This is a genomic window from Allobosea sp. P2_A10, assembly GCF_056405115.1.
In genome coordinates, this window is record NZ_JBFUCS010000007.1 from 135536 (window position 1) to 149748 (window position 14213).

Below are 14213 nucleotides of genomic sequence, written 5' to 3' on the forward strand. Positions count from 1 at the left end.
TCCGCTGCATTCGGACCCGAAGCTATGAATGCGCAGGGCCGGGGTCAAGGCGCGCGCGATGCATGGCCGAGGCCTCATGAACCGCCTGAAACGAGCGATGCTCCGACATTGATGCCGAGCGCCAGAATGCTGGTGTTGAAGACGAAGGCCAGGATCGAATGGGCCAGCACGATCCCGCGCGCCGCCCGCGTCGTCACCGCGACGTCCGAGGTCTGCGAGGTGCAGCCGATCGTGTATGCGAAATACAGGAAATCGACATAGTCCGGGTCGCTCTCTCCCGGAAAGTCGAGGCACGGCGTCTTCGCGCCGCCGGAATAATACGCACCGGCATAGTGCAGCGTGAAGAAGGCGTGCAGCAGCGTCCACGAGCACAGGATCGTGAACCCGCCCAGCGCCAGATGCAGGCTGCGTTCGCCGACCGGCACGCTGCTCAGCCCCGCGAGTTGGACGCCGATGGCGGCGATGCTTGCGCCCGCCGCAAGGCAGGCGATGACGAGGATCGCGGCTGCTCCTTCGTCCTGCTGGTCGGCGCGGGCCTTGATCTCCGTGGGACCCTCGCGAAACAGCGTCGCCGCGATCAGTCCGAGATAGAGCACCGCGCCTGCGTCCCAGGCGATCAGCAGCCGCGTCGTCCAACGCCAGTCGCCGGGCAGCACCACGGCCAGCAGGACGATCGCGGCCAAAGCGATGGCGAGCCGGGGCCGGACCAGCAGGGGTTGCGGCAGCAGTTTCATCAACCCGATCTAGGCCGGGGCGGAGGCGTTGTCACGACAACTCGGCGAGGATGGCGTCGAGCCGGTCTGGCGGCGGCTCCAGAACGCCGAGTGTCGCCGTGTAGACCAGCAGCGCGCGAATCGTCCGGCCTGGATAAATTTGCGCGAGCAGGGCCCGGTAGATCGCGATCTGGGCGAGCGTCGCATGGGGGATGTCCGCAGCATTGCGGGGCGGGTTGGCAGCGGTCTTGAAGTCGACCATGACGACCTCATCGGGCGTCGCCGCCAGCCGGTCGATCTGCCCGGAAATCGCGCGCCTTTGCCCGTCTGGCAGCGAGATCGCGCCGGTCAAGGGGATTTCGGCCAGCGAACCCGTCGCAAACAGCAAGGACAAATCGGGCTCGGCGAGCAGCGCCAGCACATCGTCGACGATTCTGTTGCGGCGCGCGGCTGGCAAGGCCTTGCCACGCACCGCCGCGAGCGCCTGCGCGGTTTCCCTGCGGCGTGCTGGTGAAACGTCGGGCAGGATCTGCAGCAGCAGATGCGCCAGCCGGCCGGCGGCAGCGGCGGCCGCGAGAAAAGGTCCGTCGGCCGGCCGCTCCAAGCCGTCAGCGGCGGAAAGCGCGCTCGACGGTTTCAGGGGCGGCGCAGGCTCGGCCTCGGCGGGTGCGGGGCAGGTCAGCCAGGCCGGCGCATCCTTTTCCCGGCTGTCCTGTCGCGCCTCGGCGGTCTCCGGCGGCTGCGGCGTCGAGATCATGAAACGCTGGGTCGTGCCCTCGCCATCGGGCGCCGGAACCTCCTGCAAGCCCGGCTCAGACGCGGAAAGCCCGGTCGCGATCATCTGGTACCAGCTGCCTTCGGGTGCTTCGCCCTTGGGCTGCGCGGCGCAGACGATCAGCCGGTCCTCGGCCCGCGTCATCGCGACATAGAGCAGGCGGTGATGCTCCTCGACCGATTGCGCGATGATCGCGGCCTTGGCGGCGGCGGTGACGGTGCTGTCCTCGGCGCCGGCCGGCGGCCAGATCGGCACAGGTGCGCCGCGTTGTGGCGTGACCATCATGATCTTCGGCAGCCGCCGGGCTCCCGGCTCCGGCGCGAGATCGGCCAGGATCACGATCTTCGCCTCCAGCCCCTTGGCGCCATGCACGGTCATGACCCTGACCTCGCCGGCGCTGGCCGAGAGATCGCGCTTCACATCGGCCGCCGTGCCGGCGATGTGCTGGATGAAGCCCGCAAGCGAGGGGCCATGGCGCCGCTCATGGTCGAGCGCGGCGCTGAGGAAGGCGTCGAGCGCATCGCCGGCCTCGCTGCCCAGCCGCGCCAGCGCGAGATTGCGCCCGCCGCCGGGTCCGAGCAGCCCGGCAAAAAACCGGAACGGGCCGTCCCGCCCGGCCCTGCGGGCAAGCTCGACCAGCCGGGCCTCGATCGCGGCATATTTCGGCTCGCTCTCGCCCGCCTGCCGCAGTGCCTGCCGCAGCGAACCCGCCCGCCCCGGCGCAAGCCGCAGCAGGTCGTCGTCGTCGAGCCCGATCAGCGGCGTCTTCAGCGCCGTCGCCAAAGTCAGGTCGTCCTCGGGCAGAAGCAGCGTGCGGCCGAGCACGAGCAGATCCTCGACGGCGGGGTGGTCGGCCAGCGTCAGCCGGTCGCGCCCGGTCACCGGCACGCCTTCGTCCTTCAGCGCCTTGACGATCTGCTCGAACAGCGCGCCACGGTTGCGCAGCAGGATCATCACGTCGCCGGGCTGGAAGGGATTGCCGAGATCGTCGCGACGGTGCTTGGTCCAGCGTCCCAGCGTCGCGGCGATGCGCAGGGCGAGCTTGGCCGTGCCGCTGCGCCGCGCCACCGCATCCACCGGCGTCGTCCAGGCATCGGGCTTGTCGCCATCATCGTCGGCGCTGAGCGGCCAGAGATCGACGCAGCCGGGTTTGTCCTGCCAGACCGTGTCGTGCAGTTCGGGGCGCTCCGCCCCGTCGAAGACGAGGCCGCGCGCATGCTCAGGGATTGCGAAGACGGCGTCGACAGCCGCCATGATGTCCGATGTCGAGCGGAACGAGGTGTTGAGGCTCACCGACTCGAAGCGCTGGCCGGCTTCGTCAAGTCCTCGCTCAAGCCGCCGGCGCTCCTCGCCGAAGGCGGCCGGCGCGGCGCCCTGAAACCCGTAGATCGACTGCTTTTCGTCGCCGACGGCGAAAACCGTGCGCGGCTGCGGGCTCTCCTCGCGCTGGCCCAGCCCCGTCGTGAACTCCTCGGCGAGCTTGCGCAGGATCGCCCATTGCGCCTCGCTGGTGTCCTGCGCCTCGTCGAGCAGGATGTGGTCGATGCCGGCGTCGAGCTTGTAGAGCACCCAGGCCGCCTCGACGCGGGAGAGCAGCGAGCGCGTCTTCGCGATCAGGTCGTCATAGTCGAGCAGCGAACGCTCGCTCTTGAGGCGCTGGTAGGAGGCGAGCATCCCCGTCACCAGCACGGCCAGCGCATGGCTGCGATCGCGGATGGCGATCGCGTTGAGCTGGTCCTGCGCGGCAAGCAGCGTTGCGGCGAGCGTCTCCAGCGTCTCGATCAGTCCCGGCTCGAACTCGGATTTGCCCTTGCCGCGGATATTGGCGTTGATCGTCCCGGCCTCGGTGATGAAGCCGCGCCGACAGAACGCGACCGGATCGCCGTCATCCTGTCCCGCCAGCAGCGAGCGCAATGTCGCGGCAAGGGTCTGGCGCGTGGCGCTTCCGGCATGCAGCGCGTCGATCAGCGCAGCCAGCCCGTCGACGGCCGAAAGTTCGCGCCGGAAGCCTGCCATGACCTCCTCGGCGGCGAGGTCCGGCGAGATCATCAGGAACGCCGCCATGCCCCGGCGCATCGCGCCGGCTTGCCGCGCCCGGCCGTCGGCATCGCGAAACAGCGCGCGCTGGCGCAGCGCCTCCTGCATCACGGCGTCGAAGGTGTCCTGCGCCGCCTGCCTTGCGAGCAGGTCGAGCGCCCGGGCCTCCTCGCCTTCGGGGTGGTCGGCGACGCGCGCCAGCAATTCGCGGCGGGCTTCCCGCATCATATCGGCCTGGGCGAGGTCGTCGGCGACCTCGAAACGCGGCGGCACATTGGCCTCGAACGGGGCCGATTGCAGCACGCGCGTGCAGAAGGCGTGGATGGTCTCGATCTTCAGCCCGCCCGGCGTCTCCAGCGCCTGCGCGAACAGCCGCCGCGCCTTGTCGCGCCGCTCCGGCGAGGGGGTCGCGGCGGTGAGCTCGGCCAGCGCCTTCGCGAGATCCTCGTCGGACATCGTCGCCCACGCCGAGAGCGCCCTGAAGATGCGGTTGGCCATATTGGCGGCGGCGGCCTTGGTATAGGTGATGCAGAGCATCCGGCCGGGCTCGATATCGGCCAGCAGCAGCCGCAGCACCCGGTTGACCAGCACATGGGTCTTGCCCGAGCCGGCATTGGCCGAGACCCAGGCGCTCAGGCGCGGGTCTGCCGCCAGCGCCTGGCGCTGTCTGGTCAGCTCGGGAACGATCCGAACCGCCGTCATGCCTCGCCCTCGTCGTCGCCGCCCGAGGCCGCCGCCCACTCCTTGACGCGGGCGAGGTGGTCATAGGCGCTGGCATATTTGATGTAATCGGGCGCGCGCCGGGAGACATAGGCCTCGCGGCCGGTGCGAAGCGCATCGAGATGGCCGAGCAGGCGCTCCAGATGCCGAGCCGCGACATCGGCCAGCGTCTCGCCGCCAAAATCGAGCGGCTTGTCCTTCGCCCAGCCCTTGGGATCGTGATGCAGCTTGAGATAGATCACGCTTTTGACCGGTGTCGGGCCGATCACTTCGTGGAAACCGGAGCGCGCCGCCAGCTCCGCTTCAAGCGTTAGCTGCGGCGCAAAGCCTTTGTCCACCTGCGCCCTGCTCGGCGGCGCGCCGGTCTTGAAGTCGATGATCCGGAGCTGTGGCTCGCGGGTGATCTCGATGCGGTCGGCCCGGCCGCTCAGCCTGAATTCCGCGCCATCGGCCAGCGCAAAACGCGCCGACGTCCCGCGCTCGACGGCGACCCGCGCCAGCATCCCGCGCCGCTTCTCCTCCCAGCCGATGAAGTGCCCGGCGGTGACGCGGAAGCGCGGCCACCAGAAGGCGCGCACCTCCGGCGTCGCGTCGAAGGCTGCAAATTGCCGCGCCCCGATGGCGATCAACTGGCCATAGGCATCGGCCGGAAGCTGCTCGGGATAGGTCTGCGCGAACTCCGCGACGATGTCGTGCAGCAGGCTGCCGCGATCGGCGGCGCTGGGATCCTCGATGAGGTCGTCGAGCGCATCGAGCTTCAGGATCTTCCGCGCATGAATCTGGTAGGGGTCGCGATAGAGCGTCTCGACATCGGTGACGCTCAGCGAAAGCGGCTGCAGCGCGCGCGGCGGTCTTGGCGCGGGCCGACTGAGCGGCTTGGCGTCGGCTTGCCTGCTGAGCGCTTCCGCCAATCCGAGCAAGGTCGCCCCGGCCGCACTGGCCTTCGTCCACAAAGGCTCAGGCGTCACTGCTTGAAGCCTCAACCAGAAGCGCGAGGCGATCGTCTCCGCCTCGCCGGCCTTGCGCGCCCGTGTCAGGGTCACCTGCTTCGCCATCAGCGCCTGCACGAAATCATGCGCGGTCTGGCCGATGCGCCGCTCCGGTGGCGACAGACCGAGCTCGGCCCGCATCGGCCGGTTGATAAAGGAATCGGTTTTTGCCTCCGGCGGCCAGACCGTTTCGTTCAGGCCGCCGAGCACGACATGGTCGGCCTCCAGCAGGCGCGCTTCCAGCAGCCCCCAGATTTTTACGCGCGGATGGCCGCCTCCCGGCCGCCGGACGACGCGCTCGGCCAGCAAGCCTTCGAGGATCGCGACGAAATCGGCGGCCCGGCCGCCCTCGGACATCTCGGCCTCCGCGCCCGCCAGATCGTCGAAAAGCCCCGACAGGGCTTCGCCATCAGGGTTCGCGAAGGCGCGTTCGTTGCCATATTCGTCGCGCGAGAACGCGGTTACGGCGGCTTTCGCGGCGGAAATGACGCCCGCCAGCGAGGCGTCCGCCGCATGAAGCGCCGCGATCAGCGGGCCGAGCGCCGTGGAGACGCGGTCGAGAACCAGCGCCGCGGCCTGCTCGTCCTGCGCCGACAACCGCCGACGTGGCCCCGGCGCATGCGAATCCTTTTTCAGATCCGGCAAGTCAGTCAGAGCCGTACGCAGGCCATCGAGCCCGGCGCTCACGGAAACCCCGCGCCAGCAGCCGATTTCCAGCGAGGACGCCCCCATGCGGACCGTTTCCGCCGCCAGCCCGAGCCGACACAGTGGATGCGCCAGCAATGCGACGAGGCTCGCCGGCGTGGCATCGGCCAGCGCGGCCTCCAGAATCAGCCGCAGCAGCGCACCGGTTGGCCAGCGCGCCAAAGGCAGCCCGGCGGAATCGTCGACCTCGACGCCCCAGCGCCGCAATTCGACCGCGACGCGCTCGGCCAGACCCCGGTCTGGCGTGATCAGCGCCGCCTGCCGGCCCGGCGTCTCCAGCGTCTCGCGCAGGGCGATGGCCACGGTCAGCGCCTCCTCGCGCTCGTTGCCGGCTTCGATCAGCCGCAGCCCGGCGAAGCCCGCCGCCAGCGCCTCATCGACGCCTCGCGCCTTCAAGCCGGCCCAGGCGTCGGTAACGCTGGCCGGCAGCAGCGCCTCGCGCAGCAGGCCTGCGCGGGCGGCGCGCGCAGCGTCGGCCTCGCCGAGCGTGCGGACATCGGCCCGCGTCGCCGCCATCGTTTCCAGCAGGTGATGCAGCGCCGCCTGCGGATGCGACGGCGCCGGGTCTTTCCCGATCGCCGCCCACGCCCGCTCGTCCAGATCGAGATCGAGCCCCGGCAGCACGACGGCGCCGTTGCGCAGCCTTGCGATCGCCGAAAGCAGCCTCGCGGTTGCGGGGATCGTGCCGGTCGAGCCGGCCGCGATGATTGGGCCGGTTGCGCCCCCAGTCATCAGCCGCTCGCGTTCGGCGGCCAGCATGATGTTGCGAAAGGCGGCGGGATCGCAGGCCTGGTGGCTTGCGAGGATGTCGGGCCAGGTTTCGCCGAGAATCGCGAGGAAGCTCGCGTTGAGCTGCCAGATCCTGTCGAAGCGGGAGGCCTCCAGCATCTTGAGCGCCGCAACCTCCACGCCCTCCGTCTGCATCTGGTCGAGCAGGGCGGCGAGATCGCCCGCGAGCCCGTAGGCCTCGGCCAACGTGGCGGGCACCAGCGAGGGTTCGGACGGGTCGAGCTTCAGATGGCTGCGGTTGGCTGTCTTGCCCCACGCCTCGACCAGCCGTGTCAGCAGCATGCGCCGAACCAGCGGGTCGATCGGCGCCAGCCTTGGTCCGTCCCATCCGCCCGCGCCAATCAGCGCCGTCTCCGCTTCGTCGACATCGCCGAGCGGCACGATGCGCGGCAGCAGCAGCGGCTTGCCGTCGAGCCGCCCTGCCAGGCAAGCGGTAAAGGCGCGAGCGGCGCGCCGCGTCGGCAGATAAAGCGTGGTCCGCGCCATCGCCGCAGGGTCGGCCGGGTCATGGACCGTCCCGAAGCGCCCCTCCACCATCGCCTGCGCCAGCGTGTCGAGAAACGACGCGCCGGCGGGAATCGTGAAAAGGTTGAGTTCAGGCATGCACAGCCTGCGCGGAGGCGAAGGCCGCTTCCGCCGGGGCGATCGCTTCGGGCGTGCCGACATGCAGCCACTGGCCTTCGAGCACGAGGCCATGCAATCGGCCCGCCGCGATGGCGCGGTCGAACAGGAGATTGAGCGAGAACGCCCCGTCGGGCGTGTCCGCGAACAGTTCGGGTTTCATGATGGCGACGCCGGCATAGACATAAGGTGCGCTGGCCGCCGCGCCACGCCGCGTCAGCAGTCCGGCCTCGTCTCGGAAGAAATCGCCCCGGCCGTCGAAACCGATGCTGCCCTCGCGGCGCGCCAGCAGCAGCAGCATGTCCATGCGGTCGGCATCCCAGCCCTGCGCCATCGCGGCGACGTTGGACACGCCGGTCTCGGCCCAGAGCGAATCCGAATTGACGTGGAAGAAGGCCTGCTCGCCCAGCAGTGGCAGGGCCTTCTTCACACCGCCGCCGGTCTCCAGCAGGAGCGCCCGCTCATCGGAAATCGTGACGCGCGGGCGGGCCCGGCTGGCGACATGCGCCTCGATCAGGCTCGCGAGATGGTGGACATTCACGACGGCGTCCTCGACGCCGGCTTCCGCCAGCCGGTCGAGCGCATGGTCGAGCATCGCCTTGCCGCCGATCTTGACCAGCGGCTTGGGTAGCGTGTCGGTGATCGGCCGCATGCGCTGGCCCAGTCCCGCCGCCAGCACCATGGCGTGGCGGATCGGAGGCGAAGCAGCTTGCGTCACGCGAATCTCCCTGATTGTCGGCGCAACTTATCAGAAGCGAGTGGCGCTGGGCCAAGTCCTTGTTGCCGATTCCGCATTCGCGCCGTCGTCCCGGGCGACCGAAGGGAGACCCGGGACCCATTCCGGAACGCTTGCCGGAAAGGTTCAGGAATGGGTCCCGGATCGGCGCGGCTTCGCCGCTTGTCCGGGACGACGGGGAGAGTGTGAACGAGGGCCCGATGTCCGGGTCGATCAACCGGTCTCGAACAGCTTGGGCAGATGCGCCTGATACCAGCCCTTGAGCTCCTCGAGCGCGGGGTGTTCGAGGTTGCGGCGCAGATAGCCCTCGATGCGGGGCAGGTGCTTCAGATAGGCCGGCTTGCCGTCGCGCTTGTCGAGGCGGGCGAAGATGCCGGCGATCTTGGTGTTGCGCTGCGTGCCCATGATCGCATAGGCGCGGGCGAAGGCCGCGAGGTCGAACCCGGCATCCTCGGCCCGCCGCGCCGCGCCATAGGCCGCGAGCAGCCGCAGTTCCAGCCCGGCGGGCACATCGACTCGCGCATCCTGTCCGAGCGAGACGAGGTCATAGGCCGGGTGGCCGAGCACCGCGTCCTGGAAGTCGATCAGCCCGAGCTTGGCGTGGCTTGCCCGTCCGGGCAGCCAGATCAGGTTCGGCGAATGGAAGTCGCGCAGCGTCCAGGTCGCGGGCGCTTCCAGGATTTCGTCGAAGAGCCGGTTCCATATCCGACCGAATTCAGCCTGCGTCACCGCCGGCAGGGTCATTCCGGCGATATGGGGCGCATACCATTCGAGGATCAGCTCGGTCTCGATCGCGAGTGCGCCCCGGTCATACTCGGGCACGACATGGTCGCGCGCCTCCGCCACCGGCAGGATCGTCGGCAGGGTGTGGCGGTGCAGATCGGCGAGCAGGCGCGCCGCGGCCTCATAGCGCTCGGGGATCGGCCCGTCCGCGTCGATCACGGGCTCTTGGCCAAGGTCCTCGATCAGCAGCAGCCCGGTCGAGAGGTCCTCGGCGATGATCTCCGGCGTCGAGTAGCCAAGCGAGGCCAGCCCGCGATCCATCGCCACGAAGGCGTCGACCGTCTCGGCCAGATGGGCGATCGCCGAATAGGGCTTGCCCTGGCGGATTGCCGGGCCGTCGGGACGCGGCGGCGAAATCATCAGCACGGCGCTCAAGCCATCCTGCCGGGTCAGCCGCTCATAGGCGCGGCTCGAGGCGTCGCCCTGCATGAAATCGCGCCTGGCCATGCCCCAACCGGCCTCGTCGAGCAGGCGGCGCGTCGCCAGCGCGATCGTCAGCCGCTGGCGCCAGAGCACGCCGCCGGCAAGCGTCGCGATGCGCCCGGTCTCGGGATTCTCCGGGTCGACGTCGAGCACGATGTCGAGCCGCCGGCCGGCTGGGAGCCGCGTTCCCGCGCGGTCGGGCCATTCGACCAGCGTCACGATCGCGTCGAGATCCTCGACGAGCCCGATATCGTCGAGCTCGTCGGGCGAGCGGACGCGGTAGAGATCGGCATGCAGCACGGGGCCGCGCGGCGTGTCGTAGCTCTGCACCAGCGTGAAAGTCGGGCTCGGCGCCTCCAGCTCCGGATCATCGGCGAGTTCGCGCAGGATGGCGCGCGCCAGCGCCGATTTGCCGGCGCCGAGATGGCCCGACAGGGCGATGATGTCGCCGGGCTTGAGGATCGCGGCCAGATCACCCGCAAGGCGCGCGGTCGCCGCCTCATCCGGCAGCACGAGACGCTGCGCACCCGATTGGCTCATTCGGCGGCGTCCGACAACGGCAGGCCCTGCGACGGGAACACGGCGGTGACGCGGGTGCCCTGTCCCGGCGCCGAATCGAGCTCGACGCGTCCGCCATGCAGTTCGACGATCGAGCGCACGATCGAGAGGCCCAGGCCCACGCCACGATGGCTGGAACCGAGCGAATGGCTCTCGAAACGGTCGAACACCTTCTCCTTGACCTCGGCGGGAATGCCCCGGCCCTGGTCGCCGACGGTGATGCGGACATCGCCGCCGACGCGGCCGGCCGAGACCGTGATGGTCTGGCCCGGCGTCGAGAAGCCGATCGCGTTCGAGATCAGGTTGAACAGCACCTGCCGCAGGCGCTTGCCGTCGGCCCGCAGAGGCCCTGTCTGCGGCGCGATATCGACATGCAGCGTCAGCTTGCTGTCGGTCAGTCGGTCATGCAGGCCGGCCGCGGCCTGCGAAATTGTCTCGGCGACGTCGACCTCGGTGAGGTCGAGCGTCAGCGCGCCATTGTCGATCGTGGCGAGGTCGAGGATGTCGTTGATGATGGCGAGCAGCGCGCCCGACGAGCGCACGATGTGGGAGGTGTAGTCGCGCTGCTTCTCGTTCAGCGCGCCGATCGTCTCGGTGCCGAGCAATTGCGCGAAGCCGATGATGTTGGTCAGCGGCGAACGCAGCTCGTAGGAGACGTGATGGACGAAATCCTCGCGCAGCCGCGAGACCTTCTCCAGCGCCTCGTTCTTCTCGGTCAGGGCGCGCTCGACATTCACGCTCGCGGTGACGTCGGCAAACGAGATCAGCGTCGCCCCGTCCGGCAGCGGCACGGCCGCGCAGTCGAGCACGGTGCCGTCGCGCCGTTCCATCCGGCAGCCATAGTCCTCGCGGGCGTCGCGCACGCCGGTGACGGTGCTGTGCAACTCGCTCCAGACCTCGTCCTGCGGGAAGAGCGGCCGGCACAGCCTGACGACCTCGTCGATATGGGGCGCGGCGCTGGCGAGGTCGGGCTGGATCCGCCAGGCCTGCGCGAAGGCGGGGTTGGAGAGCTTGAGCCGCCCGTCCGAGCCGAACACGGCGACGCCCTCGCGCAGCGAGTCGAGCGTTTCCCGCTGCGTGCGCGACAGGGCGTTGAAGCGCGATTCCAGCGTGAAACGCTCGGTCACGTCGTCGAAGAGATAGGTCACGCCGCCCTGAGGGTTGGGGCTGGCGACGACATGGACGGTGCGCCCGTCGGGCAGATACCACCAGTCCTCATTGGCGCGCGTCGAGGTATAGGCCGCCTGCACGCCGGCCTTCCAGCTGCGATAATCGCCGAGTTCCGGCAGGCGGCGCTCGGCCCGCAGCCGGTCGAGGATTTCCGAGTCGCTGGGATGGCCGTCGAGAAAGGTCGAATCCATCGACCAGAGCGTATCGAAGCCGGTGTTGCGATAGACCAGATGCTGGGTTGTGTCGAAGACCGCGACCGCGGTCTTCAGCCGGTCGAGCGTGCGCACATGCGCATCCATCTGGCGCTGCAGATCGGCCCGCACCGCCTCGAGCTCGCTCATATCGGTCGCGATGCCGGCAAAACCGACCGCCGTCGGCAATTCGAGGATGTCGAGCGTGCGACGCTGGCCGGCGACGACGGCAGGCGCGCGCACCGAGAAGCTCTGATTCTGACGCCTGGCCTTCGCCGCGTCCTCGCGTTCGGTCCGGTCGAGCAGTTCGAGGCCGTTCCTGGTAGCGTCGCTGCCGTCGGCGGCCTCGACCGCGCGGGCATAAGCCGCGTTGCACCAGTTCAGCCGTCCATCCGGAGTTCGCGTCCAGGCCGGGTGCGGCAGGCCGGCGAGCAGGCCGCTCAGCGCCGCATGGTCGGAGCCGACGCGTTCCAGCTCGCCGCGCAGGGTCATCACTTCAGCGCGCTCGCCGGTCACCTCGCGGAAGCGGATCACGGCGCGCCCGGCCACGGGCCGGCCCTCGACGTCGATGAAGGCGCCGGCCTTGGCGCGCAGGGTAAACCCGAAGGCCTCGCCGCGCTCCTTCAGCGCATCGGTCGCCAGTTCGAGCTTCTTGGCGTCGGCGGGTGGCGCCCAGGAGCCATAGGCCAGAGCCAGCGCCGCGCCTGGCGCGCCGAGGAAACCGCTGTCGCCCTCGAAGATCGGCTCGGCGCCGCGCCCGTTCCAGCTCACCACCACCTGCGGGTCGGCGGCGAGCAGGGCCGCCAGCCGCTCCTGATGACCGCGCGCGGCTTCGAGCTCGCCGGCGAGTTCGCTTTCGCGGCGGTGCCAGCGCGTGCGCTCGCGGACATAGATCAGCGAGGTCGTCGCGGCGAAGACGGTGAGGCCGGCCAGCAGCAGCGATAACGTGCCGGTGCTCAAAAGGTCGGGGCGGATCGGGGCGAGCCATTCGGCCTGGGCAAGGCTGGCCGAGGGCGCCTGCGCGACGGCGAGGCCAGGCAGCATGGCGCGGCCGCGCCAGCCGCCGCTTCGTTCTTGTCGCCTCGACCGTGTCATCCTTGCTTCCATCATCATCGATCAGCGGGTCGGGCTGCCCGGTGACCCGGGCAGATCGGAGAAACCAAGCCCGGAACCGGTCGATACGCCGCCCTTCTGGACTCGACGCACGCCCGCCACCACGCCAATCACATCAGAGCATCGATCCGGCCGGCGCAAAGGCGCCCGGCCCGAATCAGCCTCACTCTAATCATCCGAGGAGTCCGGCAGGAAGTGCTTAATCGATTGTAAATCGAGCGATTCTGCTATCCGCCCTCGGAAGTCGCTGAAGGCAACAAGAGGTAGAAGCCGTTCTCCTTTGCGAGTCTATTAGTAGTGGCTGATGCCAAAAGGACTCGCATTGCTGCAAAGAAAAAGGCCCGGTGCGAACACCGGGCCTCGTCGATATTTCGGCGTTGCCGAATGTCAGTAGCGGTACAGCTCGGGCTTGAACGGGCCGGTCGGAGCCAGGCCGAGATACTTGGCCTGCGCATCGTTGAGGACGGTCAGCTTGGCGCCGACCTTGGCCAGATGCAGCGCCGCGACCTTCTCGTCGAGGTGCTTGGGCAGCGTGTAGACCTTGTTCTCGTATTTGGCGTGGTGGTTCCAGAGTTCGACCTGGGCCAGCGTCTGGTTCGAGAACGAGCAGGACATCACGAAGGACGGGTGTCCGGTCGCGTTGCCGAGATTCACGAGGCGGCCTTCCGAGAGCAGGATGATGCGCTTGCCGTCGGGGAACTCGATCTCGTCGACCTGCGGCTTGACGTTGTCCCACTTGAAGTTCTTCAGGCCGGAGACCTGAATCTCCGAGTCGAAATGGCCGATATTGCAGACGATGGCGCGGTGCTTCATCGCGCGCATGTGGTCGACGGTGATGACGTCGAGGTTGCCGGTGGCGGTCACGAAGATGTCGGCGCGCGGGGCGGCGTCCTCCATGGTGACGACCTCGTAGCCCTCCATCGCCGCCTGCAGCGCGCAGATCGGATCGATTTCGGTTACGATCACGCGGCAGCCAGCCTGGCGCAGCGAGGCGGCCGAGCCCTTGCCGACGTCGCCATAGCCGGCGACGCAGGCGACCTTGCCCGACATCATGACGTCGGTGCCGCGACGCACGGCGTCGACCAGCGATTCACGGCAGCCATACAGGTTGTCGAATTTCGACTTGGTGACGCTGTCGTTGACGTTGATCGCCGGGAACGGCATGCGGCCGGCCTTGGCCAGCTCATAGAGGCGGTGAACGCCTGTGGTGGTCTCTTCCGAGACGCCCTTGATCGCGGCCCGCGTCTTGGTGAACCAGCCCGGATTGGCCTTGAGCTCGCGCTTGATCAGCGCAAAGAAGATGGTCTCCTCGTCATTGCCCGGCTTGTCGAGGAACTCGGCCTTGCCGGCCTCGGCTTCCGCGCCGAGGATGATCAGCATGGTCAGATCGCCGCCATCGTCGAGGATCATGTTGGGCGTGCCGCCATCGCCCCAGCTCGCGGTCTTGAGCACGTATTCCCAGTACTCTTCCAGCGTCTCGCCCTTGATGGCGAAGACCGGCACGCCGGTCGCGGCGATCGCGGCGGCGGCATGGTCCTGGGTCGAGAAGATGTTGCAGGAGGACCAGCGCACATCGGCGCCGAGTTCCGTCAGCGTCTCGATCAGCACGGCGGTCTGGATGGTCATGTGCAGGCAGCCGGCGATGCGCGCGCCCTTGAGCGGGAACTTGCCCTTGTGCTCTTCGCGGATGGCCATCAGGCCCGGCATCTCGTCCTGGGCCATATTGATTTCCTTGCGGCCGTATTCCGCGAGGCTGATGTCCTTGACGATGTAATCGGATTTCGACACGGGGCGTGCTCCACTGGCTCGTTCTGTAATGACGGCCGGGTCTCTAGCAGCGTGCGCGGCGAAAGGCAATCAAAGATATAAAGATGTCTTTATATCCCTGGT

The 14213-nt window shown here is 68.7% G+C and carries 7 protein-coding genes; all 7 read right to left on the reverse strand.

Annotation, left to right across the window (positions count from 1 at the left end; all coding sequences use genetic code 11):
* Positions 1-74: 74 nt before the first annotated feature.
* Positions 75-734 carry a DUF1345 domain-containing protein gene (locus AC1DZY_RS12460; protein WP_476820426.1) on the reverse strand — a complete coding sequence of 220 codons (660 nt, stop codon included), beginning with the start codon at positions 732-734 and terminating at the stop codon, positions 75-77.
* A gap of 31 nt (positions 735-765) precedes the next feature.
* Positions 766-4227 (reverse strand): double-strand break repair helicase AddA, encoded by a 3462-nt coding sequence (gene addA, locus AC1DZY_RS12465; RefSeq protein WP_476820427.1) that lies wholly within the window; start codon positions 4225-4227, stop codon positions 766-768.
* Positions 4224-7331 (reverse strand): double-strand break repair protein AddB, encoded by a 3108-nt coding sequence (addB, locus tag AC1DZY_RS12470; RefSeq protein ID WP_476820428.1) that lies wholly within the window; start codon positions 7329-7331, stop codon positions 4224-4226. Before addB ends, addA begins: the two co-directional genes overlap by 4 nt.
* On the reverse strand, positions 7324-8067 hold the full coding sequence (locus AC1DZY_RS12475; protein WP_476820429.1) for a nucleotidyltransferase family protein: 744 nt from the start codon (positions 8065-8067) through the stop codon (positions 7324-7326). Before AC1DZY_RS12475 ends, addB begins: the two co-directional genes overlap by 8 nt.
* Positions 8068-8298: 231 nt before the next feature.
* Complete coding sequence (tsaE, locus tag AC1DZY_RS12480; RefSeq protein WP_476820430.1) at positions 8299-9831, reverse strand: tRNA (adenosine(37)-N6)-threonylcarbamoyltransferase complex ATPase subunit type 1 TsaE; 1533 nt, start codon at positions 9829-9831, stop codon at positions 8299-8301.
* Positions 9828-12254, reverse strand: a complete 2427-nt coding sequence (locus tag AC1DZY_RS12485; protein ID WP_476820431.1) for a sensor histidine kinase — start codon at positions 12252-12254, stop codon at positions 9828-9830. The genes tsaE and AC1DZY_RS12485 overlap by 4 nt, the downstream gene beginning before the upstream one ends.
* 456 nt (positions 12255-12710) lie before the next feature.
* Complete coding sequence (ahcY, locus tag AC1DZY_RS12490) at positions 12711-14111, reverse strand: adenosylhomocysteinase (protein ID WP_476820432.1); 1401 nt, start codon at positions 14109-14111, stop codon at positions 12711-12713.
* Between the last annotated feature and the right edge of the window lie 102 nt (positions 14112-14213).